At 64.9% G+C, this 24,809-nt stretch carries 21 protein-coding genes and 2 tRNA genes; 15 read left to right on the forward strand and 8 right to left on the reverse strand.

Translation table 11 applies throughout. The features are described from left to right. From QMK22_RS01445 to QMK22_RS01460, 4 genes are all read right to left on the reverse strand, one after another. Positions 1 to 1,497 (reverse strand): MFS transporter, encoded by a 1,497-nt coding sequence (locus QMK22_RS01445; protein WP_283495843.1) that lies wholly within the window; start codon positions 1,495 to 1,497, stop codon positions 1 to 3. 158 nt (positions 1,498 to 1,655) lie between these two features. Continuing rightward, positions 1,656 to 1,729 (reverse strand) — tRNA-Pro (locus tag QMK22_RS01450). Between the two features lie 63 nt (positions 1,730 to 1,792). Continuing rightward, a complete protein-coding gene (locus QMK22_RS01455) occupies positions 1,793 to 2,785 on the reverse strand; it encodes a metallophosphoesterase (protein ID WP_283495844.1) in 993 nt (330 codons plus the stop codon). Then, entirely contained in the window at positions 2,782 to 5,367 is a 2,586-nt protein-coding gene (locus QMK22_RS01460; RefSeq protein WP_283495845.1) for a transglycosylase domain-containing protein, read from the reverse strand. Before QMK22_RS01460 ends, QMK22_RS01455 begins: the two co-directional genes overlap by 4 nt. Positions 5,368 to 5,417: 50 nt before the next feature. On the opposite strand from QMK22_RS01460, the gene sp36 reads away from it, so the two are divergent. Next, positions 5,418 to 5,585, forward strand: a complete 168-nt coding sequence (gene sp36, locus QMK22_RS01465) for a Sp36 family protein (RefSeq protein ID WP_166788150.1) — start codon at positions 5,418 to 5,420, stop codon at positions 5,583 to 5,585. A gap of 2 nt (positions 5,586 to 5,587) precedes the next feature. Further along, positions 5,588 to 6,058 carry a RidA family protein gene (locus QMK22_RS01470; RefSeq protein ID WP_283495846.1) on the forward strand — a complete coding sequence of 157 codons (471 nt, stop codon included), beginning with the start codon at positions 5,588 to 5,590 and terminating at the stop codon, positions 6,056 to 6,058. A gap of 11 nt (positions 6,059 to 6,069) precedes the next feature. On the opposite strand, the gene QMK22_RS01475 is transcribed toward QMK22_RS01470, so the two are convergent. Both QMK22_RS01475 and acs read right to left on the reverse strand, forming a co-directional pair. Further along, entirely contained in the window at positions 6,070 to 7,290 is a 1,221-nt protein-coding gene (locus QMK22_RS01475; protein WP_283495847.1) for an acyltransferase family protein, read from the reverse strand. A gap of 100 nt (positions 7,291 to 7,390) precedes the next feature. Then, entirely contained in the window at positions 7,391 to 9,364 is a 1,974-nt protein-coding gene (gene acs, locus QMK22_RS01480; protein ID WP_283495848.1) for an acetate--CoA ligase, read from the reverse strand. Between the two features lie 462 nt (positions 9,365 to 9,826). Here acs and QMK22_RS01485 point away from each other — a divergent pair, with 462 nt between their 5' ends. The 5 genes from QMK22_RS01485 (at position 9,827) to QMK22_RS01505 (ending at position 13,109) form a co-directional block, all read left to right on the forward strand. Next, positions 9,827 to 10,975, forward strand: coding sequence for a TadA family conjugal transfer-associated ATPase (locus QMK22_RS01485; RefSeq protein WP_283495849.1), 1,149 nt, complete (start codon positions 9,827 to 9,829; stop codon positions 10,973 to 10,975). A 63-nt stretch (positions 10,976 to 11,038) separates the two neighbouring features. Beyond that, the gene (locus QMK22_RS01490) at positions 11,039 to 12,118 is read left to right on the forward strand and encodes a hypothetical protein (RefSeq protein ID WP_283495850.1); all 1,080 of its coding nucleotides are present in this window, start codon (positions 11,039 to 11,041) and stop codon (positions 12,116 to 12,118) included. 85 nt (positions 12,119 to 12,203) lie between these two features. Continuing rightward, entirely contained in the window at positions 12,204 to 12,407 is a 204-nt protein-coding gene (locus tag QMK22_RS01495; protein WP_283495851.1) for a DUF4244 domain-containing protein, read from the forward strand. Continuing rightward, positions 12,388 to 12,747 carry a TadE family type IV pilus minor pilin gene (locus tag QMK22_RS01500; protein WP_283495852.1) on the forward strand — a complete coding sequence of 120 codons (360 nt, stop codon included), beginning with the start codon at positions 12,388 to 12,390 and terminating at the stop codon, positions 12,745 to 12,747. The genes QMK22_RS01495 and QMK22_RS01500 overlap by 20 nt, the downstream gene beginning before the upstream one ends. Beyond that, positions 12,744 to 13,109, forward strand: a complete 366-nt coding sequence (locus QMK22_RS01505; protein WP_283495853.1) for an Rv3654c family TadE-like protein — start codon at positions 12,744 to 12,746, stop codon at positions 13,107 to 13,109. The genes QMK22_RS01500 and QMK22_RS01505 overlap by 4 nt, the downstream gene beginning before the upstream one ends. A gap of 55 nt (positions 13,110 to 13,164) precedes the next feature. On the opposite strand, the gene QMK22_RS01510 is transcribed toward QMK22_RS01505, so the two are convergent. Continuing rightward, entirely contained in the window at positions 13,165 to 13,401 is a 237-nt protein-coding gene (locus QMK22_RS01510; RefSeq protein ID WP_283495854.1) for a hypothetical protein, read from the reverse strand. Positions 13,402 to 13,608: 207 nt separating this feature from the next. Here QMK22_RS01510 and topA point away from each other — a divergent pair, with 207 nt between their 5' ends. The 6 genes from topA to QMK22_RS01540 all read left to right on the forward strand — a co-directional run bounded on the left by topA (position 13,609) and on the right by QMK22_RS01540 (position 21,061). Next, positions 13,609 to 16,641 carry a type I DNA topoisomerase gene (gene topA / locus QMK22_RS01515; protein ID WP_283495855.1) on the forward strand — a complete coding sequence of 1,011 codons (3,033 nt, stop codon included), beginning with the start codon at positions 13,609 to 13,611 and terminating at the stop codon, positions 16,639 to 16,641. Then, on the forward strand, positions 16,638 to 17,255 hold the full coding sequence (tmk, locus tag QMK22_RS01520) for a dTMP kinase (protein ID WP_283495856.1): 618 nt from the start codon (positions 16,638 to 16,640) through the stop codon (positions 17,253 to 17,255). The genes topA and tmk overlap by 4 nt, the downstream gene beginning before the upstream one ends. Before the next feature lie 132 nt (positions 17,256 to 17,387). Further along, on the forward strand, positions 17,388 to 18,626 hold the full coding sequence (locus QMK22_RS01525) for a DNA polymerase III subunit delta' (RefSeq protein ID WP_283495857.1): 1,239 nt from the start codon (positions 17,388 to 17,390) through the stop codon (positions 18,624 to 18,626). Between the two features lie 64 nt (positions 18,627 to 18,690). Next, positions 18,691 to 20,247, forward strand: coding sequence for an alpha/beta hydrolase (locus tag QMK22_RS01530; RefSeq protein ID WP_283495858.1), 1,557 nt, complete (start codon positions 18,691 to 18,693; stop codon positions 20,245 to 20,247). Between the two features lie 50 nt (positions 20,248 to 20,297). Continuing rightward, a complete protein-coding gene (locus QMK22_RS01535) occupies positions 20,298 to 20,939 on the forward strand; it encodes a TetR/AcrR family transcriptional regulator (protein WP_283495859.1) in 642 nt (213 codons plus the stop codon). Positions 20,940 to 20,985: 46 nt separating this feature from the next. Next, positions 20,986 to 21,061 (forward strand) — tRNA-Thr (locus QMK22_RS01540). A gap of 280 nt (positions 21,062 to 21,341) precedes the next feature. Here the strand turns inward: QMK22_RS01540 and QMK22_RS01545 are convergent. Continuing rightward, complete coding sequence (locus QMK22_RS01545) at positions 21,342 to 21,956, reverse strand: DUF4232 domain-containing protein (RefSeq protein WP_283495860.1); 615 nt, start codon at positions 21,954 to 21,956, stop codon at positions 21,342 to 21,344. 565 nt (positions 21,957 to 22,521) lie between these two features. Here QMK22_RS01545 and QMK22_RS01550 point away from each other — a divergent pair. After that, a complete protein-coding gene (locus QMK22_RS01550) occupies positions 22,522 to 22,908 on the forward strand; it encodes a tautomerase family protein (protein ID WP_283495861.1) in 387 nt (128 codons plus the stop codon). A 561-nt stretch (positions 22,909 to 23,469) separates the two neighbouring features. Continuing rightward, entirely contained in the window at positions 23,470 to 24,807 is a 1,338-nt protein-coding gene (locus tag QMK22_RS01555) for an alpha/beta hydrolase (RefSeq protein WP_283495862.1), read from the forward strand. Positions 24,808 to 24,809: the final 2 nt, after the last annotated feature.

A 24,809-nucleotide genomic window follows, 5' to 3' on the forward strand; every position in this document is an offset into this window, starting at 1 on the left:
CTAACCGGCGGCGGCGGCCGGCCCGTTGCCGGCGACCCGCTTGGGCAAAGCGAACACGAGGATGAGCGCGAGGATACTGAAACCGGCACTCACTGCCATTGCCATGGTGGCGCTGTGCGTGAATGCCGTGGCGAGGGCATCCGCTCCGGGACCGGCCACGGCCAGGGTCCCGAAGAACACGCTGCCGATCACGGCGATTCCGACCGCGCTGCCGACGCGCTGCATGACACCGACCACGCCGCTCGCGCCGCCGGCTTCGGAGCGGTCGACGGTCGCCACAATGAATGACACGTTCGGCGCGATGAAGAATCCGCTGCCGAGGCCCGCGATGAACAGGGGCGGAAGCAGGTGCCAGTTGGTGAGGTCGCCGGGCGTTGTCAGGAGCATGACCAGCCAGATCCAGATCAGGCCGATCGTGACGAAGGACACGCCGACCACGAGCACGGTGCGACCGAGGCGTTTGGCCAGCCGGTCGCTCTGCGAGGCCCCGAGAATCGTACCGATCGCGAACGGGATGGAGACTAGGCCCGACTCGAGAGCGCTGTGCCCGAGGCCCGCCTGCCAGAGAATCGAGATTGTGAAGAAGATGCTCGTGAATGCCGCGAAGTAGACCAGGGCGAGAATGACACCGCCGGTGAATGCGGGATGCGAGAACAAGTGGGGCGGCACGAGCGGGCTGCCCGAACGCTTGGCGACAGAGACTTCCCACGCACCGAAAGCAACCATGAGCAGCACCCCGGCCGCGAGGGTGAGGAAGGTCCAGAGCGGCCAGCCCTGATCCTGACCCTCGATCAAGGGCACCAGGAGCGCCACGAGGCCGGCCGAGATGAGGACGAGCCCGAGCCAGTCGATGCCCGCACGCGACAGCTGCGTGGATTTTGGGAGTGCGGCGCCGCCGGGCAGCAGGAACACGGTGGCGATGAGGGCGAGAATACCGATCGGCAGGTTTACCCAGAACACCAGGCGCCAGCCATTCTCCACGCCGAAGGCCTCAATGATGAGCCCGCCGACGATCGGACCGAGTGCGGTGGAAACGCCGATGACCGATCCCATGATCGCGTACGCCTTGCCGCGGGCCTGGGGCGGGAACATCAGCTGAATGACGGCCGTCACCGCCGGTACGAACATGCCGCCGGCCAGCCCCTGAACAACGCGGGCAACAATCAACTGCAGGTCATTCTGGGCTAGGCCGCAGGCGAGGCTCGCGAGCGTGAACACGGCCAGGCCCGAGAAGAACACCCATTTGTGGCCGTAGCGGTCGCCGATTCGGCCGGCTGGAATGAGCGCGAGGCCGAAGGCGAGGGCGTAGCCGGAGATGATCCACGACAGGGTGGCTTCGGAGGCATCGAGGCTGGTGCGGATGCTGGGAAGCGCGACATTGACGATGGTCGTGTCGAGCAGGGCCATGAACATGCCGGCGAGCAGCACGATCAGAGCCTGCCAGGCGCGGCGGGAGACGACGGGTGGCGTGCTCGTGGTGCTGGGACTTGCGGTCATACGAGGAGAAATCCATTCGCGCCGGTTTCCCGGCGATCCTCGGCAGGAGTGATGTTGATGCCGACAGGCGATACTACAACGAAACCCCCACTCCGATGGAGTGGGGGTTTGCGATGTTTCGTGCTGTTCATATTTACTGCTGTTCATATTTACTGCTGTCGGGGTAACAGGATTTGAACCTGCGACCTCGTCGTCCCGAACGACGCGCGCTACCAAGCTGCGCCATACCCCGATGGCCCGTGGGCCTCAATCAGTATAGGTGCTCCAGGCCTCCCGTGACGAATTGAACGGGCAGTTAGGATGCGGTCAGGGTCAGCAGGGTCGCCTCGGGCGGGCAGGCGAAGCGCACCGGCGCGTAGATGGAAGTGCCGAGGCCGGCCGAGACGTTCAGAAAAGCGGTGCGCAGCCCGTGGTTCCAGAGGCTCAGGCCCTTCACCTGACGGCGCGGAATGTCGCAGTTGGTCACGAGCGCTCCGAAACCGGGCACGCAGACCTGGCCGCCGTGCGTGTGCCCGGCCAGAATCAGCTGGGCACCGTGGTTCACGAACGAATTCAACACGCGTTGGTAGGGCGCGTGAGCCACGCCCACCGTGAGAGTGGAACGCGCGGCTGCCGCTTCTTCCGGGTCGGGCCAGACGTCATCGCCGAGCGGATCGTTGGCTCGCAGATCGTCGATCGCGCGGGTGATCAGGTCGAGGCGGTCCCGTCCGATGTGCGGGTCGTCGACGCCGAAGAACTCCACGTGGGTGTCTTTCAGATCGAGGGACTCGGCCGCGTTGTTAATGTCGGTCCAGCCGAGATCGGCGAATACCCGGCGCAACGCATCGGTGTCGAGTTCCTCGCGGTGCACGGTGCGTCGACTGGATGGCCCGCCGAAGTAGGTGAACGGGTTCTTCAGCTGCGGTCCGACATAGTCATTGGACCCGTTGACGAACACGCCGGGAATGCCCCGGAATGGTGCCAGGGCGTACTCGATTCCGGTGACGCCGTCTGCATGGCCGAGATTGTCCCCGGTATCGACCACGAGGTCGGGCTTCAGCGCGGCGAGGCTGCGCACCCACTCTTGTTTGTTTTTCTGCCAGGGCGCCATGTGCAGGTCAGAGAGGTGCAGCACTCGAATCGGGGCGGAACCCGGTGCGAGCACCGGAACACTCACCTCGCGCAGGGTGAACCGATTGCGTTCCACGAGCGAGCCCCAGGCGAAGGCGGCGAGGCCGACCGCGCCCGCCGCCGCGAGCGATGTGCCGACGATCTGGCCGCCCGTGGCACGGCGACGAGCCGCGGTCATTCGGTCTTCTTCTCGGGGGCTGCTGCGGCGAACTTGCCGATGACGATGGTCACTGCATCGCCGGGACGACTGGAGGTGCCGACTCCCGGCTGAACCGCGATGACCTTGCCGTCCTGCGCCTTGTCCGTGGTCGGCTCTTCAGTCTTGGCGACGGTGAAGGTGTACGGGTCGCCGGTGAGTGTGCTGCGGGCATCCGCTTCACTCTTGCCGACGACGTTGGGAATGGTCACGCCGGTGCCGTCGCTCGAGTACGCGGTGATGGTCGCGCCGCGGGTGGAGGACGAGCCGCCAGCCGGGTCGGTGCTGGCCACGGTTCCCACCGGCATCTCCGAGGCGGTGGCGCCGCCATCGACGAACGAGAATCCGGCCGCCTGAATGGTGCTCTTGGCCTCGGACATTGACTTGCCGCGCACGTCGGGAACGGGCACCGCCACCGCGTTGATGATGGCCGACGAAGCGTCGGGGAACGCCTCTCCGCCGTACTTGGCATTCGCGACACTCATGACGTCGGGCCAGACGTAGTGGCGGATGTATTGGGCTGACATGCCATTAAGTGAGGTAATGCGCTGATTCTTGAACGCGCCGCTCACGTTGACCACGCCGACAACGGTGGCGACCTGGCTGCTGGCTCCGCTCATCCAGGTGTCCTTGGCGGAGTCGGTGGTTCCGGTCTTGCCGATGATCGGCACCTTGGGCGAGGTGCGCGAGCCGGAGGCGGCTGCTGTTCCACTGCCCGTGGTCGTGGTCGCCATGGCGTACTGCATGCCGGCGGCGACGTCCGGTTCGACCGACTGCTTGCACTCCGACTTGGGCACCGGAAGTTCGGTTCCGTCTGAGCTGACCATGCTGCGAATGACAACGGGGCTGCAGGTCATGCCGTTGTTGGCGATGCCGGCGAAGGCGACGGCCATGGTAAGTGGAGCGACGTAGTTCGTGCCAATGACCGACGACGCGTTCTGGCCGAGCTCGCCGCCGTCGGCCGCGTGCACGAAGAAGTTCTCAGCGGTTTTTCTGATGCCGCACAGATCGAGTTTCTTGGCCATACCGATGAAGCCGGTGTTGATCGACCGGGTGGTCGAGTGCAGCGCCGATTCATTGGAGCCGCCCTCGCCGCCGTCATTCCTGGGGCTGAACTTAGTACCGTAACTCTGCGGCCCAAGGCAGCTGTCCTGGAACGTGCCCCAGTCCGATTTGACCCGCGAGTCAACCCGTTCGGTGAGGGCATGCCCCTCCTTTAGCCACTCGGCCAGTGTGAACACCTTGTAAGTTGAACCGGGCTGAAATCCGCCGGAACCGCCCGTGGCGTAGTCGGTGTTGTAGTTGATGCTCGTGAAAGTGCTGCCTGCGGGCTGCTCCTGCTGGCTGTAGTCCTTGTTTTGCGCCATCGCGAGCACCTCTCCGGTACCCACCTTCACGCTCGAAACGACCCCGCCCACGTCCCAGCCGGGAACCGTCTTGGGAACGTACTTGTTCAGAGAAGTCTCGGCAGCAGACTGCAGGTCGAGGTCGAGCGTGGTGTACACGTCGAATCCGCCCTGCTTGAAGTTGGCGAGGCGCTCGTCAGCATCCGCGCCGAAGGTGGGATCAGACTTGAGATTCTTGGTGACGTAGTCACAGAAGTAGGCGCTGCCGCCGGCGGTCTGGCATCCGGTGCTCGGCACGGTAATAACCGGTTCGATCGGCGTGGCGATCGCCGCGTCGAAATCGGCCTGGGTGATTTTGTCGTATTTGAGCATCTCGGTGAGGATGTAATCCCGGCGCACCTTGTTGGCGGCGTAGCCGTTGGCCGCGCCGTTCGTCTCGCTGTCGGGATGGTCGAGCTGAAACTTGACCGGGTTGTTCACGATCGCCACGAGACTTGCCGCCTGCGGCAGTGTCAGATCGATGGCGGTCGTGTTGAAGTAATAGTTGGCGGCGGCTTCGATGCCGTACACCGATCCGCCGTAGCCGGCGATATTGAGGTAGCCACGAAGAATTTCGTATTTTTCATACTTCTTCTCGAGGCCGATTGCCAGACGCATCTCGCGCAGCTTGCGATCAGCCGTGGTCTGGGTGGCATCCGTGTAGCATTCCTTCGCCGCGTCGGCGTCGGTCATGGCCTCGCATTTTTGCACGAGCACGTTCTTGACGTATTGCTGGGTGATCGAGGAGCCACCACGGGTTCCACCACCGGCCAGAGTCTGTACAGCGCCGTTGAAGCTCGACTGAATGTCGACACCGCCATGCTCCATGAATCGCGGATCTTCACCGGCGATAGCGGCGTCTTTGGCGAACTGGCTGATGGCGTCGGAGGCCACGTCGACCCGGTTTTGCTCGTAGAACGAGGCGAGGAGTACGCGGGTGCCCACCGGATCGTCGGCGTTGGTCGAGGCGTAGATATTGCTCTTCTGCGCCAGCCGATCGATGGCGAGATACTCGGGCAGGCTATCGAACACGTTGATGGTGTTCGTAGCGGCAATGCCGGACAGGGCAACGGCTGGGGCGACGGCGGCGGTCACGAGAATGCCGGCAACGGCACTCATCCCGATGAGACCCAGGAAACCCCCCAGAGCCCCGCTCACGGTTCGATTTTTGGCAGACATAGACTTGAGCGTAAGCGACAAATCTGAAAGCCCGCCTCAATAGGAGTCACATGCCCGCCTGGGAATACCTCACAACGCCGTTGATGATCCACAACACGGCCGCCATTTTGAACAACTGGGGAACGGACGGGTGGGAACTCGTGCAGGTCGTACCCGGCCCCGAAGGTGGCCTCGTTGCCTATCTGAAACGCCCACTCGCACCGAAGGAAGAGGCATAATCATGTCGCACATCGAAGCACGCCTGGCCGAACTGGGGCTCGAACTGCCCAATGTTGTGCCGCCGGTTGCCGCCTACCTGCCCGCCGTGATCAGCAACGGTTTCGTGTACACGGCCGGTCAGCTGCCGATGGTGTCGGGCGCGCTGCCCGCCGCCGGCAAGGTCGGTGACGGTCACGGCCTCGTTCCCGCCGCGGACGCGCAGGAATACGCCCGCACCTGTGCCTTGAACGGTCTCGCCGCCATCAAGAGCGTGATCGGGTCGCTTGACCGCATCACCCAGGTGGTCAAGGTCACCGGCTTCGTCGCCTCCGATCCGGCGTTCACCGGCCAGCCGACCGTGGTCAATGGCGCGTCGAACGTGCTGGTTGAGATCTTCGGCGACATCGGTCGGCACGCGCGCTCCGCCGTTGGTGTTGCGGTGCTGCCGCTCGACGCCCCGGTTGAGATTGAGTTCGTCGTCGCATTCGCCTAACCCTGCCGCGTTTACCGGCGTGAGGCGGGTGCGGGCATCCGTTTTGAGACGGATGCCCCCACCCGCCGGCCCAGGGCCTGCGCCGGTCGTTCGACCCACCGGGTCATCAGCTGGGCCAAGACCAGGCTGAGCGGCACCGAAACGAGGGCGCCGAGCCACCACCGTCCCTGGCCCGCGAGCAGCGCGAACGCCACGACGATGGGAAAGTGCACGAGGTAGAGGCTGAAGCTGATCGAGCCGAACCACGCCAGAAGGCGACCGGTTCTCGACGGTGTCTGGCGTCGGGGTGCTTTCGTCGGCCAGAACGCTACCGTTGCGACAATCACGAAAGCTCCGGTCACGCGCATCGACAGTGTGACCTCGCTCCACACCCCGCTCGTCAGGGGGCGGAGCATCCAATAGATCACGAGCAGAAATGGGCCGAGCGCCGCCACGGCCCAGCCGATCACGCGACCGCGAGCGCTCGCCAGAAGCAACTCGCTAGAGCGTTGGAGCTCATCATAGTTTGCGGCCAACAACGCGCCGAGGGCGAAGGGCGGCAAATACATGAGCGGCTGCGTGGCCGTGACGTACCCGACACTGGCGATCGCGCACCAGAACGCGGCCCAGGCCAGTACCCGGCCGACCGGGGCTATCGCGGGGCGGCGGGAAAGCGCTGCGATGACCACGAAGACAGGCAGCAGCAGAGAGAACCACATCTCCCAGGCCAGGGACCACAACGGCGGGTTGATGTCGGGGCGCTGAGTTTCACCGATGATGCTCGCCTCTTGCAGCAGGTTGCCCAGTGCCAAATCGGGGGTGTCCTGCCGCGCGAGCCATGGACCGTCCGCTGCACCGACCGTGCGCGGCACGAGCACGATCCAGATGATCGCGAGAGCGAGCGAGACCAGAACCGGCGCGGCCAAGCGGATGATGCGGCGCGGGTAGTAAGCGCCCCAGTCGTAGCTCGTGTTCGCCTGGCGGGCGGCGAGCGGTGAGCGCACGAGTACGAAGCCGCTGAGCACGAAGAACACCAGAACGAACTCGGGGCCGGCGACGAGCACCTTGAGCGGCGAGAGCGTGGCCCACCAGCCCACGGAAAAAAGCACCACCCCGGCACTCGACTCGTATGCCGTAGCGATTTGCGGCAGCGTCATCGACACGTGGTGCACCAGAACGATAACTGCCGCCACCCCGCGGAGCGCATCCAGCCGGCCGAGGCGGCTGCGGGCGGGTACCTCGGGTCGTGGCATGCCGCCACAGTAGAACACAATGTCTGGGCGTGCGGGGTGAGCGCACGACCGAGGCCGCCCTCCTGGCGGAAGGCGGCCTCGGGTTACGCGGGTGGAGCGGCTACTTCTTCATCTGCGAGGTGATCGTGTTCATCACCATCGTGTCAGCGAGGGTCGTCACGTCGCCGACGTCGCGCCCCTCGGCCGCATCGCGCAGCAGGCGCCGCATGATCTTGCCGGAACGGGTTTTCGGCAGCTCGTCGACGATGTAAATGTCGCGCGGGCGGGCGATCGCACCGATCTGCTGCGCCACGTGGGCTCGCAGAATGCCGGTGATGTCCTCGTGCGAGGCAATCTCGGCCTGGCTGAACTTGATCACGACGAACGCGACAACGGCCTGACCGGTCGTCTCGTCGGCGGCACCGACCACGGCCGCTTCTGCCGTGAGCGAGTGCGCCACGAGCGACGACTCAATCTCAGCGGTCGACAGGCGGTGGCCCGACACGTTCATGACATCGTCGACCCGGCCGAGCAGCCAGATGTCGCCGTCGTGGTCGAGGCGGGCGCCGTCGCCGGCGAAGTACAGCGGGCCGTCCTTGGCGCCGCTGGTGCCCTCGAACTTGTCCCAGTAGGTCTCCTTGAAGCGTTCCGGGTCGCCCCAGATGCCGCGAAGCATGGCGGGCCAGGGCTTCGTGACCACGAGGAGTCCGCCGTTGCCGTGGCCGACGTGCACGCCATCGTCATCGAGCACGTCGATGGTGATGCCTGGCACGGGAACCTGGGCGGCGCCCGGTTTCGTCTCGGTGAGACCGGCGAGGGCCGAGACCATGATGGATCCCGTCTCGGTCTGCCACCAGGTATCGACGATCGGCGTTAGCGCGCTGCCGATGACCTCGCGGTACCACATCCACGCCTCGGGGTTGATGGGCTCGCCCACCGAACCGAGCACGCGCAGGCTCGACAGGTCGAACTTCTGCGGGATCTGCCGACCGAGCTTCATGAAGGTACGAATAGCCGTGGGCGCTGTATACAGAATCGAGACCTTGTACTTCTCAATGATTTCCCACCAGCGTCCGGTGTGCGGGGAATCGGGGGTGCCCTCGTAGAGCACCTGTGTGGCGCCGTTGGCGAGAGGTCCGTAGACCACGTAGCTGTGTCCCGTGATCCAGCCGACGTCGGCGGTGCACCAGTAGACATCCGTTTCTGGCTTGAGGTCAAAAACGGCCTGGTGGGTGAACGCATTCTGGGTCAGGTAGCCGCCGCTGGTGTGCAGGATGCCCTTGGGTGCGCCGGTCGTGCCCGATGTATACAGAATGAACAGCGGGTTCTCGGCCGGAAAAGCTTCGGCTTCGTGCTCGGGGGAGGCCGTTTCCATGGCGTCGGACCACCAGATGTCGCGGTCGTTCCACTGCACGTCCTGGCCGGTGCGCTTGACTACGAGCACGTTCTTCACCGAGGAGTCGTTGGTCTGCAGTGCGGCATCGACGGCCGGCTTAAGGGCGCTGATCTTGCCCTTGCGGTAGCCGCCGTCGGCCGTGATAACCAGCACAGCGTTGGCATCGTCGATACGGGAGCGCAGGCTCTCGGCGCTGAAACCACCGAAGATGACCGAGTGAACGGCGCCGATGCGGGCGACGGCGAGCATGGAAATGACAGCCTCGGGGATCATCGGGAGGTACACGGCCACGCGGTCGCCCGCTGTGACGCCGAGCCCGAGCAGCACGTTGGCGGCCTTTTTGACCTCGGTGGTCAGCTCGGCGTAGGTATAGCTGCGGGAATCTCCCGGCTCGCCCTCGAAGTAGAGTGCGACGCGGTCGCCATTGCCGGCGAGAACGTGGCGGTCGAGGCAGTTGTAGGCGACGTTGAGTTCGCCGTCTTCGAACCACTTCGCGAACGGCGGGTTGGTCCAGTCGAGAGTCTTGGTGAATGGCTTGTGCCAGTGCAAAAGATTGCGTGCCTGATCAGCCCAAAAAGCAACCGGGTCCTTCTGTGCTTCTGTATACAGGTCCGGCGTCGCAGTGGTCTGTGCGGCGAACTCGGGAGTGGGCGCGAATCGACGCGATTCGTGCAGGAGGGTGTCAATTTTAACCGTCATATGTGTAATTCGCTCCTTTGCGGTACGTGCATGCAGGACATTGCCAGCTCAATTGAACCCTACCGGTCGCGACCAATCTCTGTATACACAAATGAAATACTGAGAAATAGACCCTCATTTTCGAGTCAATTCGTCACCCCCGGTCGAGTGTCCTCCTTTATGAGGACATTGGACTTGCTTTTTGGCTCGCGCTGCGTAAACTAAATCACGTCAGAACGAAAGTTCGACCGGTATCGCGCACGGTTCCCCCCAATCTGCGCGGTGCTAGGCGGCACCTGTTCCCCCCAATAGGTGCCGCCCCTTCTATTTAAGCTTCACTCGCCTTGTGCTTCACGGGTCATCGTGGCGGTCGTGCTCGGTTTGCGTTCCGCGATGATCCCTCCCCAGGCTCGCCAGCGGGCGGATGTGCACACAAACGCCCCGGCCCATCGGTACGCGGATGGCTCGCCCTAGTGTCGAAGCATGGGCCTGCCTTTTGTTGCCGTTCCGTCGTATGCCGTTCCGCTGCGTGCGGATGCTTCTACGGATGCTTCCGCTTCCCCGTTTCCGGCTCAGCCCGTGGCGCATCCGGCGGCTGTGCAGCCGACCGCCACCGGCGCGCGCCACCGCACAGCGACAACGGATGCCCCCAGACCCATTGGCGACGACGCTTCTTATGGTGGCAGCGCTCGCCGTGACGTTCGGGCGCTCGGCCCGTTGGCCGGTTACGCCGCCGATCCCGAAACGACCGACCTGTTTGTCAACGGGGAATCCGGGCTCTGGATCGACGCCGGGCACGGCCTCGTCTTCGCGCCGGCTTGGCAGTGTGACGAGACCGCGGTGCGCGAGTTGGCCGTTCGGCTCATCGCCCTCGGCGGGCGGCATATCGATGAGGCGAGCCCGTGCGTCGACGTGCGACTGGCCGATGGGATTCGCGTGCACGCGGTGCTTCCGCCGGTATCCAGCATGGGAACGTTGCTCTCCATCCGGCTGCCGCACGCCGCCGATCGGAGTCTTGGTGCGCTCGCTGACGCCGGTTTGTTCGGCGTGGGGGAGGCATCCGCTGCCCGGTTGAATCGCCTGCGTGCGGCGGTGCGTGGCCGTCAGAATCTGCTCATCACCGGTGCGGCCGGGAGCGGAAAGACCACCCTGCTGGCAGCACTGCTCGGCGAGGCACCGGCCGACGAACGCATCGTGGCAATCGAAGATGTGGCGGAGCTGCGCATTCGGCATCCGCACGTGGTCGCACTCGAGGCCAGGCAAGCCAATCTGGAGGGTGCCGGGCGGATCGGTCTGGAAGCGCTGCTGCGGGAGGCGCTGCGCATGCGCCCGGACCGGCTCGTGCTCGGCGAGTGCCGAGGCGCTGAGATTCGGGAGTTGCTCGCCGCCCTCAACACCGGGCACGACGGGGGAGCGGGCACGCTGCACGCCAACTCCCTCGAAGACGTTCCGGCGCGGTTGGAGGCACTCGGAGCTCTCGCCGGGATGAGCGCTGCGGCCGTGGCCCGGCAGACCGTCAGTGCGATCGGGCTGGTCCTGCATCTGGAGCGCACCGACGGGGTGCGGCGGCTGGAGGCGGTCGGCCGGTTCACCCTCAACGGCCGTGACCGACTGACCATCGAGGCGGCCTGATGCGCTCGCGCATAACGGTGCTGCTGCCGGCACCGGTCCGAGCAGCGGGGGAGGCGTCAGACCGTGCGGCGGGGTGAAGCGATTCCGCCAATCGAGGAGGTCGCGGCAGTCACACAGCGGCTCGCGGTGTTGTTGTCGGCCGGGGTTTCTCCGGTGTCGGCCTGGGGATACCTGCTGCCGGCGCGGGGCGGGACTGTCGTTGTGGGTGCGAGCGTGGGCGCCGGCGTGGGGGCCGAATCATCGTCGGGCGGGGCGGAATCGGCGACGACGGGCATCTTGCGGGCTGCCGCGCGGGCTGCGGCCCGCGGTGACAGTGTGGCCGACGCCATCGCCGGGCAGGCACGTCGGCAGACGTTGGTGGGCCTGGCGACCGGCGACGCCGCACGGGTGCGGGCCCCAGCCCGCGCCCGACGGCGGGGTACCGCAGCGGTTCAAGCCGAGCGGGCCTGGCTCGGGCTGGCTGCTGCCTGGCAGGTGGCCACGCAGGCCGGTGCGCCCCTAGCCGGATGTCTGCGCGAGCTTGCCGCGTCGCTGCGCGAACTCGCCCAGGTGCAGCGCGATCTCGAGGTGGCGCTGGCCGCCCCGCGGGCGACGGCCCGGCTCGTGATGGTGCTGCCCGTGATCGGCGTGGTCTTCGGCAGCCTGATGGGTTTTGATTCCGTGCACACGCTGGTCGCAACCGTGCCGGGACTGGTCTGCCTCGGCGGCGGTGCACTTCTGATGCTCGCTGCCGCCAGCTGGAACCGCGCGCTCGTGCGCCGGGCGGCGCCGGCCGACCTGACGCCGGGGCTGCGGTTGGAACTCATGGCGATTGCTATGTCCGGCGGTGGGTCGATTGACCGTTCGCGCACGCTCGTTCAGGCAGGCACCGAGCGCTACGGCATCGCGCTCGGCGCCGGCGTCGACTCGATTGACCGGGTGCTTGATCTCTCCACGCGAGCGGGAGTTCCCGCAGCTGAACTTCTCCGCAGCGAGGCTGAGCAGCTGCGCCGTGATGCCCGCGGTGCCGGGCAACGCCGGGCGGCAACACTGTCGGTGACTCTGATGCTGCCGCTCGGCCTGTGCGTGTTGCCCGCGTTCATGCTGGTCGGCGTTGTTCCGTTGCTAATTAGCGTGCTGTCCTCCACGTTGACGACGTTCTGAAACTGTCCCCAGATGCGCGGATGCGGCGACGCACGTCGCGAGAACCGACCAGAGTGACAGTGCTCGTGCCGCCCAACTCGCGTCGATGGACGCCGAAGGAGACGAGTCTGTGTATACAAAGTCCACCCTGAAAAGCTGGGCCGATGAAGCCGGTGCCGCGACGGCAGAATATGTTGTGGCCACGATGGCCGCGGTCGGATTCGCCGGGCTGCTCATCGTCATTTTGCGCAGCGACGAAGTGCGCGGCATGCTCACCGATCTCGTGCGACGTGCCCTCAATATCGGCTAGCGCGGCTAGCTGGGGTGACCGGGGCAGCACGACCGCCGAATTTGCCACTGCCCTGCCGGCGGTCGTGCTCGTGCTGGCCTGCTGTCTCGGTGCCGTTCAGGTCGTTGGCGTGCAGGTGCGCTTGACGGACGCAGCCGCTACCGCCGCGCGTGCGCTGGCCCGCGGCGACACCGCTGGCCGTGCCGCGGGTCTCGTCTCGCAGGCGGTGGCCGGGGCGAGCCTCGCTTCCGAACAGCGGGGGGAGTTCGTCTGCGCCCGAGTCGCCGCTGCGGCCCTGCCGGGGATCTTCGCCGGCCTCACCCTCGAAGCACGCTCCTGCGCCCTGGCCGGTGGCCGATGAGTGCGCGCTCCGGGCGCTCACCCGACCAGGCTGCCGAGCGCGGAGCGGGGTCGGTGCTCGCGCTCGCTCTGATCGGGGCCACGGTACTGCTGACCACCGTTGTCGTGTCGGTGCTGGCCCTGCTTGCCGCCGGGAGATCCGTGGCAACGGCGGCCGACGCGGCCGCGCTCGCCGCTGCCGACACCGCCTCCGGTGCCATCGCGGGGTACCCCTGCGAGGCAGCGGATGCGGCAGCAACGTTGAACGGGGCGGCCGTCACACACTGTGCCGTGGTCGGGCTGATCGCATCCGTTTCGGTACTGCGCCGAGTGCACGGCCTGGACATCTCCGCGAGTGCGCGGGCCGGACCGCCAACCGGGTGACCGATCCCGGGCGCGCTCACGGGATCGACCGGCATCAACCTGACCAGCAACGTGATTAGGAGAAGAGCACCTCCAGGTAATGGTATTCGACCGCGCTCGGGCGCCCGGTGGAGTCGGAACCCTCGAATTCCAGTCCGGTGCCGCGCGCATAGAGGTAGCGTTTACCGGAATCACCTGGAATCTCGATGCGGGGCTGCGGATCGCCCGAGTCGAGAAAGGTCGTGGTGATTGTCTTGCCCTGAAGGGGCCCATCCGTCAACTTCGCGGTGTATGTGGCCGTTGTTGTACCCATGGGTCTATTCTGCACTTGGGCGGGTAAACAGCAAGGGTTTGGGATTGTTGTGGTGCAAGCTCAGAGCGAACTGGGCGACGGCTGGGAGCGCCGTGTGTGCGGCCGGGGCGCGCCGAACCGCGTCCCTCGATTAGGCAGGCACTCCATTCCGGTGTGTATGGTGTGCCTTGGCCCATCATTTGGCCACTACGTATAAAGAGGAGTCTGGTGCCAGGCACTAAGAAGCTGGTCATTGTTGAATCACCGACCAAGATGAAGTCGATCGCCGCGTATCTCGGCGACGGTTACGAAGTTTTGTCTTCGGTCGGTCACATTCGCGATTTGATCGAGCCGAAAAACCTGCCGCCTGAACTCAAGAAGGGTGCGCTCGGTCGATTCTCGGTCGACGTCGACAACGGTTTCGAACCGTACTACGTGGTGAGTGACGCCAAGAAGAAAACCGTGAGCGAACTCAAACGCGCCCTCAAGAATGCGAACGAACTCTTGCTCGCAACTGATGAGGACCGCGAGGGCGAGGCCATTGCCTGGCACCTGTTGCAGGTACTGCAGCCCAAGGTTCCGGTCAAGCGCATGGTGTTTCACGAGATCACCAAAGACGCGATCCTCGCCGCCAAAGACAACACCCGCGACCTCGACACCGCCCTGGTTGATGCCCAGGAGACCCGGCGCATCCTCGACCGCATCTACGGCTACGAAATTTCCCCGGTGCTGTGGCGCAAGGTTGGCCCCGGCCTGTCCGCAGGTCGCGTGCAGAGCGCAGCAACCCGCCTCGTCGTCGACCGGGAAAAGGAGCGCCTCGCGTTCGTCTCGGCCGGCTACTGGGACCTGCTCGCGCGACTGGCGGCATCCGCTTCAGAAACCGACCAGGCCTTCGACGCGAAGCTCGTGCGGCTGAACGGTGAGCGCATTGCCACCGGTGGCGACTTCGACGATTCCGGCGCGCTCAAGCCCACCGTGAAAGCGGTCACGCTCGACGCCGACGCCGCCCATGCCCTCACAACCGCCCTGCAGCACCCCGGCGTCAAGCTTGAGGTCACCAAGGTCACCTCCAAGCCGTACCGCCGCAGCCCCGCCGCACCGTTCACGACCTCGACTCTGCAGCAGGAAGCGGCGCGCAAGCTGCGTTTCACCGCCCGCCAGACCATGAGCGTTGCCCAATCGCTGTACGAAAACGGGTACATCACCTATATGCGTACCGACTCGCCGTCGCTCGGGCAGCAGGCGCTCACCGCCGCTCGCACGCAGGCTGCGGCGCTGTACGGTGCCGAAACGGTTCCGGATGCCCCGCGCGCCTACAAGGGCAAGAGCAAGAACGCGCAGGAAGCGCACGAGGCTATTCGCCCCTCCGGCGATACCTTCCGCACCCCGGCCTCGCTCGCCTCGAACCTGCGCGGAAACGACTTCAAGCTGTACGACCTGATCTGGAAGCGCACCGTCGCCTCGCAGATGAAGGACGCTACCGGTTCGACCGCCTCCGTCACCATCGCGGCCGGTCCGACCGGAACCGCCCAGCACCCGTCCGCGTCGGGCGCGCTCGCCGAGTTCTCCGCCAGTGGAACGGTCATCACCTTTCGCGGCTTCATGCTCGCCTACGAAGAATCGAAGGACGAAGAACGCAACGCCGAGGCCGTGGCGACCGAGTCGAAGCTGCCGCCGCTCGAAGAGGGCCAGATGCTGGCTCTGCTCGATCTTGAGGCCAAGGGCCACGAGACCACCCCGGCCGCTCGTTACACCGAGGCCAGCCTGGTCAAGAAGCTCGAAGAGCTGGGCATCGGTCGCCCGTCCACGTTCGCCTCGATCATCTCGACCATCACCGAGCGTGGCTATGTTACGCCGCGGGGCCAGTCTCTTGTTCCGAACTGGATCGCGTTCTCCGTCGTGCGCCTGCTCGAAGATTTCTTCAGCGACCTGGTCGAATACGACTTCACCGCCGAGATGGAGGACGACCTCGACCGCATTGCGGGCGGCGAAGCCAACCGTCTGGACTGGCTCAACAGCTTCTATTTCGGCAGCGATAAGCACCGCGGTCTGCGCCAGGTCATCGACAACCTCGGTGAGATCGACCCGCGCGTGATCAACTCGGTCGCCATCAGCGACGACATCACCCTGCGCATCGGCAAGTACGGCCCCTACCTTGAGGTCATCGACCCGGACGCTGCAGCGGATGCCCCGCCCCGCCGGGTCAACATTCCGCCGGAACTCGCCCCCGATGAACTGACCGCCGCCAAAGCCCGCGAGCTCATCGATGCTCCGGTCGTCGTTGACCGCGTGATCGGAATCAACCCGGACAACGGCAAGGAGATCGTCGCGAAGGACGGCCGCTTCGGTCCGTACGTTACCGAACTCGCGCCGGCCCCGGCCGAACCCATTATTCCGGTGGTCGTTGCCGCTCCGGCGCAGACCGTAGACCCCGTCACCGGCGAGGTCACCGTGACCAAACCCAAGCGCAAGCCGGCTGCGAAAAAGGTGGCCGCTGCGGACAAGCCGCGCACGGCATCCATTTTCAAATCGATGGATCTGGCCACCGTTGACCTTGAAACCGCGTTGCGTCTGCTGGCGCTGCCGCGCGTTGTCGGTCTCGACCCGGAGACCGGAACCGAGATTCTGGCCCAGAACGGCAAGTTCGGACCGTACCTGAAGAAGGGCATCGACACCCGGTCGCTCACGAGCGAAGACCAGATCTTCGACATTGACCTGCCGGGTGCGCTCGAGCTTTACGCCCAGCCGAAGTATGGTGCCCGCCGGGCCTCGAGTGCTCTGAAAGAGTTCGAAGAACCCGATCCTGAGAGCGGCAAGGCGATTAAGATCAAGGACGGCCGATTCGGCGCGTACGTCACGGACGGGGTCACCAACGCGACGATTCCCAAGTCGGAAGATATCGAGGAGATCGACTTCGACCGGGCCGTGCAGCTGCTCGCCGATAAGCGGGCCAAGGGTCCGGCCGCGCCACGCAAGAAGGCACCGGCCAAGAAGAAGCCGGCCGTGAAGAAGGCGCCGACCGCGGCGGCGAAGGCGGCCACGGCGAAGAAGGCTGCCGCTACCCGAGCCGCGAACGCGGCAGCCAAGGCAGCATTGGCCAGCACGGATGCGCCCGTGGCCGCGGCTAAGAAGACTGCAGTCAAGAAGGCAGCGGTCAAAAAGCCGGCTGCGAAAAAGCCGGCCGTGAAGAAGACCGTCGGCACACTTCCGGATTCCGCTGCGACGACGACGGTCGCGCCGAAGGCTGCGCACCCGGAGTGACCGGCCTCTTCATCACCCTCGAGGGCGGCGACGGATCCGGAAAGACCACCCAGGCGCTCCTGCTCACCAACTGGCTGCAGGAGCGGGGGCGCACGGTGCTGCGCACCCGCGAGCCCGGTGGAACGGACGTCGGCGTTGCGATTCGGCAGATCGTGCTGCATCACCGCGGGGAAGTCGACCCGCGCGCTGAGGCTCTGCTGTACGCCGCTGACCGTGCCCAGCATGTGGGAACGAAGCTGCGGCCGGCGCTCGCCCGCGGTGATGTGGTTGTGCAGGACCGCTATCTCGACTCGTCGGTGGCGTACCAGGGCGCCGGACGGGTGCTCGGGGCCACCGAGGTGCGCGACCTCTCGCTCTGGGCCGCCGAGGGACTGTTGCCCGATCTCACCGTGCTGCTCGACCTCGATGAGGTCGTCGCGCGCGCTCGCCTCGATGCCGAGGACAAGGTCTTCGACCGACTCGAGGCCGAGAAAAACGACTTTCATGCTCGCGTGCGTGCCGCATTCCTCGAACTGGCCGCCGCCGAACCCCACCGTTTTCTCGTCGTTGACGCCGCGGCGCCCGTCGCCGAGATCGCGGCTCTCATCCGCGCCCGGGTAGCTTCCCTGCTCTGATCTCACGGGCCCGGGCCCACCTTATGCAACTGGGCCCACGATCTATCACGGGCCCAGTTTCCGGGCCCGGGCCCGGGCAATAGAAGGACGGGCGGGAGGCGGACTGTCGGTGGACCGGGTTACCCTTGACTCATGGCAGTGTGGGACAACCTAACGGGACAGGCCGACGCGATCGCCATCCTCCAAGCGGCGGCGCAGCGCCTGCCGTCCGGCGCGGGCGCTGGCTCTGCTGCGGGTACCGGCCTGACGGGGGACATGGCCGCGAGCGATGCCGCGGGGAGCGCGACCAGCCGGGCCACCATCGAGTCGAGCTCGATGACCCACGCCTGGCTCATTACCGGGCCGCCCGGCTCCGGCCGGTCCAACCTCGCCTTCGCCTTCGCGGCGGCGCTACTGAGTCCGGGCACTCCCGAAGGCGACCTCGCGGCCGCGCGTCAGGTCGAGGCGCGCACCCACCCCGACCTCAGCGTGCTCACGACCGAGGGCGTCATCATCAAGATGGAATCCGTGAAGGAGGCCGTCGCCCGCTCGCAGTACTCGCCGTCGGTCGGCCGCTACCGGGTCGTCGTCGTCGAAGACGCCGACCGCATGGTCGAACGTACCTCCAACGTGCTGTTGAAGGCCCTTGAAGAGCCCCCGGAGCGCACCGTGTGGATCCTGTGCGCGCCCAGCGAGGCCGACCTGCTCCCCACTATCCGCTCCCGCGTACGCACCGTGCGTCTGCGCGTACCGAGCGTGGCCGATGTGGCCGATCTGCTCGTGCGGCGCAACGGCGTCGACCCGGTCATCGCCGACAGTAGCGCTCGTCTTGCCCAGAGCCACATCGGAATGGCCCGGCGGCTCGCGACCAATGCCGACGCGCGGGCCCGACGCGAGGAGACCCTGCGCACGGCCCTCGGCATCCGCTCGGTGTCAGCGGCCGTCAATGCGGCGGCGCGGCTGCTCGCCATTGCCGGTGACGATGCCAAGGCGATCACTCTGGAGCTCGACGCTGCTGAACGAGACGGCATGCTGCGCTCGCTCGGTGTCGAGGCCGGCCAATCCGTGCCGCCGGCGCTCCGCAGCCAAGTCAAGGCGCTCGAAGATGATCAGAAACGCCGCGCCGTGCGCAGCCTGCGCGATGGGATCGACCGCATTCTGGTCGATCTCGCCTCGCTCTACCGGGACGTGGTGATGGTGCAGCTTGGCCGGGAACACGTCGTGATCAACCTCGAACTGCTCGCCGAACTGCGTACGGCCAGCGCGACGAGCGCTCCCGAAGCCACGGTCGCCACCATGGATGCGATCGCCCTGGCCCGTGAGCGGATCCAATCCAACGTGGCTCCGGCTCTCGCGCTGGAGGCAATGCTCGTGTCGGCGATCCGTCGCTAGCCGGCCTGCTGCCACCCGCACGCTCCCAGCCGCCTTCGGTAGCCTCTAACGCAGCATCCGTTTCATGTCACGAAAGAGGAACTCGTTGAATCGCAGCATCCGCGCCCTCAGCACCACGGCGGTCGTCCTAACTCTCGCACTCGTGCTCAGCGGATGCTCCTCGCTGTTCGCGCAGGATGCCGGACCCGCCGAATCTACCCCCACCGGCGAGACGGTCGGCGGTGGCCTTGATTCGTTCTACAGCCAGGTGTTGCAGTGGGATGACTGTGGTGACGGACTCCAATGCTCCGACGCGACCGCACCGCTGGACTACTCCGACCCCGCTGCCGGTGATATCTCGCTGGCGCTCGTGCGGCACGTCGCCACGGGGAACGACCGTATCGGCTCCCTGCTCGTGAATCCCGGCGGACCAGGTGGTTCCGGCTACGACTTCGTCAAGGACTCGCTCGACTATGCCACCGACAAGACGCTGCAATCGAGCTTCGACATCGTCGGCTTTGACCCGCGCGGGGTCGGTCGCTCCTCCGCCGTATCCTGCTACGACTCGGCCGATATGGACGAATACCTCTATGGCCTAACCACGGCCGAGCGTGGCACGGATGCCTGGATCGCCGAACTGGCGGCCTCTTCCGATGCCTTCGCTGCCGCCTGCGCCGAACAAACCGGAGCGCTGCTCGGTACTATAGACACCGAAAGTGCCGCCCGCGACCTCGACCTGCTGCGCGCGGTGCTCGGCGATACTGAACTGAACTACCTCGGCTACTCGTACGGCACATTTCTCGGTGCCACCTACGCCGAGCTCTTTCCTGACAAAGTCGGCCGCCTGGTGCTAGACGGTGCCGTTGATCCGTCGACCAGCAACTTTGAGGTGACCAAAACTCAGGCGGTCGGGTTCGAAAACGCCCTGCGCGCCTACCTGGCCGACTGTCTGGCGGGGGAGGACTGCCCGTTCCGGGGCAGCGTTGACAGCGCTATGACAACGATCGGCTCGCTCATGACGTCGGTAGATGCCAGCCCGATCACGGCAACCGATGGCCGCCAGCTGGGCGCCAATGCGCTGCTGACCGCGATTATCTACCCGCTCTACCAAGCCACCGCATGGCCCCAGCTCAGCGTCATGTTCGATACCGTGTTGCACGGCAATGCCGACGGTGCCTTCCAATTCGCCGACGCGTACAACGGGCGCGATGCCGACGGCAACTACGCCGACAACTCAACCGAATCCTTCATGGCAATCAACTGCATCGACTACTCGTACAACGCCGACCCCACCATCATGCGCGCTCAGGCCGCAGAAATGGCCGCAGCAGCCCCGGTCATCGGTGCGTATATGAGCTTCGGAGACATCGCCTGCGCTAACTGGCCCGAAAAGTTCACGGGAGAACGCGCGGAGATTCACGCGCCTGGTGCGGCGCCCATTATGGTCGTCGGCACGACCAATGACCCGGCAACGCCCTATGTCTGGGCGCAGCGGCTCGCTGAGCAGCTCGACAGCGGCAATCTGGTGACCTATACCGGTGAAGGACACACGGCCTACAACAAGTCCAACTCGTGCGTGAACGATGCGGTCGACGCGTATCTGGTAGACGGGATCGTTCCGGCTGCCGACCCGCAGTGCTAGGGGTGCCGCCCGTTCGATGTGCACGTGTGCGCACCGTGAAATAATTGGGGATGCCGATCGAAACTGAACCGCTGGGTCTTCGCGAGCGTAAGCGCCGTGCTACCCGGCGCGCCATCCAACATGCCGTACTCACTCTGGCGCGCGAGAGGGGTGTCGACCATGTCACGGTTGAGGACATCAGCCGCCTCGCCAACGTTTCACCACGCACCTTTTTCAACTATTTCCCCTCGAAAGATGCGGCTTTGATCGGGGATACACCGGGAATGGCCTCCGCTGCCGATATTGAGAAATTTGTGACCGGCGGCGGCGAGAATGCCGATGTGCTGGCCGACCTGGCCGTGTTGCTCTCCCAAAGCCTGGCGCACACCGAGGTAGACCTTGAGATTAACCAGCTGCGGCGCGCGGTCATGAAGGAAAACGCGTACCTGCTCGGTATAGGCATGGCAACACTGCGCGATTTTGAAGACCAGCTGCAGCAAATTGTTGCGCACCGTTTTACAGCGGATGCCCCCGACCTCGCCAACCACCCGACGGAGCTCAACCAGCGGGCGCTGTTGCTCACGCTCGTAGCTGTCGCGTCGATTCGCCATGCGTGGCGGGTCTGGGCTGAGGGCGACGGTGTACGCGCGCTTTCGGAGTGCATCGACGCCTCCTTCGCCGAGGTGTACAGGATCACTCGGAAAAACGACTAGGCTTGGCTGCTGTGTCACCGAGTACCTTTTGGGGTGCTCTGGTAACGCCGCCTTAGCTCAGTTGGTAGAGCATCTCACTCGTAATGAGAAGGTCGTCAGTTCGATTCTGACAGGCGGCTCCACTAAAAATCCTGATCAGACGTAGTTTCTAAAACCGTCTCAGCGGTATGTTTCTCCGAATTTGCTCACAATTTGCCCGCATCTGTTCTAAGTGCGCGGCCTTGTGCTGATCGCGAGCGTGGCGGTGTTCCGGACCGTGGGTAGGGCGTTGTTAGAGTCGGTCCCAACGATCGATTGGCGTCCTGATCCTCCAGCGGCGACCAATCACCCCGACTATCGCCCCTGCTACAGCAGCAGCGGCGATTGCATCGGCAGCTGGGAGTCGCTGCCCATGCGTTTAGATCAGAAGAGACTGGTCGCGCTGATCCACGACACACTGTACGTAGCCGGTGTGTTGCATACGGTGACGGGACTTTCCAGCGTGATGGTCCGCGATGAATCCCAATTGGGCGGACTCACGTAGGCCACATCGGCGACGGCTGTTTCACAGTCGTAGGCTCCGGCATTGGTGAAGTGGATGGTGCTGTAAGCAGACGCCCCAGGAGCAATGGGCACCACCTCTGGTAGCCCGTTGTCTTCCGCGCGCTTGCCGACGACTGCCCCCGTAGCGCTGTCTGCGAGGTTGAAGATGGAAAGCGGTCCCTCGACCAGACAGGTGTCGCCGCTGGTGTTAGTGAACGTGATCTCGGAGTAAAACGAACCTGCACCGCTGGCCATCGGCTGTGCGGCGATCGAGATATCCAGGTTATCCCCGTCACATTCAGCGGCTCCGACGGGCTCGGACTCAGCCGGACCAGGCATTTCGGGCGAAGGGGAAGCCGACTGGGAAGCCGAAGGGTGACGGGTACTAGAGGGCGAAGGGGGCGAAGTCGCTGCCGCACCGCTCACCTGGCCAGAGCAGCCAGTCAAGAAGAAGATGACGATGAATCCAGCGCAGAGTGCAGGCGTTTTCTTCATGACTTCCCCCCGGTTGTCGTCGTGTCAATTGATGCATATGCCTGCGCTCTGCGACTAGGGACGGCGAAGTCACGAGGTACGAGCAAAATCGCAACCCTGCGACCGGATATTTACCGCTCACAGTCGCAGACGTTATCCACGACCACCGTAACGCGTCTCGGAACCTTGGTGCCTCATATATCCTGGCTTGAAGACGGCAAGAGCCTTTAACTCGTGACCCGTTAGACGCATGTGAGCGGGATTTCCTGACGGGCAGGGTAACGCGACAAGTGCGTTCACGCGGGCGGTGGCGCCCAGCCTCGGCGAGATTATTCCCGTTGGCTGTCCGGCACTCGGGCACTCGACGCCCCGGAGGTTGGGCACCCCGCCAGGCACCTGCGCGCGTCTCGTGGCACGTGTTTGGGAAGTTGGCACGCGTTCAAACCAGTGCCAACGTCCCAAACAGGTGCCACGACGGCGTGGCCGTGCAGAGCCTCACGGACGTTGACCGTTTGCGGTTCCATTTGCGGAATTCAATGCGTGCGTGTTCGGACAAGCCGCACTTGGCGACCTGCCAAACTGAAGCATGGCTCAAATCAAAATTTACGGTCACAAATCGGCGCTTGCTCCGCGCATCTCTTCGCTGTCCGACGCGATCCACGCAGCGGCGGTATCGGCGCTTCAGCTGCCGATGGAGAAGCGGTTCCACCGTTTCATTACCCTTAGCCCCGACGAGTTCATCACGCCTGAGGATCGTTCGATCGACTACACCATCGTCGAGGTCAGCATGTTTGAGGGCAGATCGACGGAAACAAAGAAGGACTTCATCCGCGAACTCATCAGCAATGTTGCAGCCGTCGGTGTCACTCCGCACGATCTAGAAATCACGATCACGGAGACGCCGCGTGCGAACTGGGGCATTCGAGGAGTGCCCGCTGACGAGCTGACGCTGAACTACGCAGTTGACGTTTGAGCACGCGGGTACCTCTATTGTTCTGAAGGCGTCCCGCCTGTAGTCACCTATTTCAGTTCCGTGCATCAGACTGCCTGAGGCTCGCGGGTTAAGGACCGTGCCTCGGTGACCCGCGTGCTCAACTGGGCGGCGGATATGGTTCGACCATCGCTTGCACGCGACGTTTTGCCTCCGGGGGAAGCTTGCGGATTGCTCGGGCTGCGACGGGCAGGATCTGAACCGTGTACGTCACGACAGACCGAGGTCACGCTTTACGTCCTCCCAAGGAACGGGCGTCTCACCAAGTGGCTCTGTTTCCTCCCAAGCTGCATCGACTGCCCGGATGTCCGCGAGGGTGTGTTTCCCACAACCGCGACGCGAGCGGGCCGATCGTGTAGCGCTCGGAAACGTCCGCGACCGACCCCGTCGACCCGGTTGACGGCGGTGCGACCAATTCCTACGACACCGGCTTCCTGAGAGTTGAGCCGCTGCTTCCTTTCAGAGTCGTCCATAAAACGCGCGACGTCAGCGCACCGCAGTAGAGTTCCGGCGAGTCAGCTTCACCGACGAATTTATCCGGCAGTGGAGCTGACGCCCGACCGCGCAGACGGGACGCTCATCAACGACTTCGGCACCTCCCTGCTTCGCATCGATATCGTCACTGGCCCGGTGCTCTATGTCGTGCTGGGTCTGGCGACGGTGCAGCTGCTGTATCTCCTCCTCCGCGCCCCGACCTTGGCCTGGATGCTGACGGTCGTGATCGCTGCTACCGCCGGGGCCGGGGTCGCCGTGGGGATCTGGTTCGTGGTCGTGATTGTCGTCGACGCGTTCGGAATGTCGCCGGGCCTGGCGAGTTTCCTCTGGTTTGCCGCCACGTGCTCGGCGGTCGCCCTGGCCCTGGCCAATTTTCGGGGAGCGCGCCGACGTCGCAAAATCATGGCTGCGGCATCGGTTCTCATCTTTCTGGCGTCGGGGTCGTTGGCGATCAATGCGAGCTTCGGGCTCAACCGCACGTTGGGCTCTCTCTTCGGGGTGACGACGGAAACGGCGATCGCGCTGCCTGCCACCGTCACACCTTCGAAGACCGGTCCGCTTTACCAGAGCTGGGTCGCTCCGCCCGATCTCCCCGCGCAGGGCACGACGGGGAGCCGGGTCATCCCCAACACGATCTCGGGATTCACCTCACGGCCGGCCGGGATCTACCTTCCACCGGCAGCGCTCGTCCCCCATGCGCCGGCGCTACCGCTGGTCATCCTGCTCATGGGGCAGCCGGGCAACCCCGATCCGTCGTTCATCGCCGCGACCCTTGACCAGGATGCTGCCGCCCACGCGGGTCTCGCACCGATCGTCATCGTCGCGGACCAGCTCGGCGACCCGGCCAGCGACCCGCTGTGCCTGGACACTCCGAACTACGGCAATGCTGAAACGTTCATCACCCAGGACGTCGTGAACTGGGCGCGGGCGAACCTGAACATCATCAATGACCCGAGGTACTGGACCATCGCCGGATATTCCAACGGCGGACAGTGCGCCATCTCCCTCGCCGCCAAACACCCAAACCTGTTCTCCAACGTCGTCGACATCTCCGGTGAGGAATTCCCCGGCTCCGAGATTCAGGCGGCGACCCTCGCCGACGTCTTCCACGGCGACCAGGCCTCCTACGACGCGATGAAACCACTCAACCTGCTCGCCGCCAAGAAATTCACCGACACGGTCGCCGTCTTCACCGTCGGGTCCAACGACACAGGATTCGTCCCCGGACAGAAGCGGATGGCCGCGGCCGCGTCAGCCGCGGGCATGACGGTCACCTATTGGGAATCGCCCAACGGCGGGCACGTCCTTCCCGCTCTCACCGACGGCCTCGACGAGGCCTTCGTTGTGCTTTACCCACGACTCGGACTCGCGCCGAAGACCGATTGACC

It is taken from the genome of Cryobacterium sp. PH29-G1, assembly GCF_030063365.1.
In the GTDB taxonomy this organism is placed as follows: domain Bacteria; phylum Actinomycetota; class Actinomycetes; order Actinomycetales; family Microbacteriaceae; genus Cryobacterium.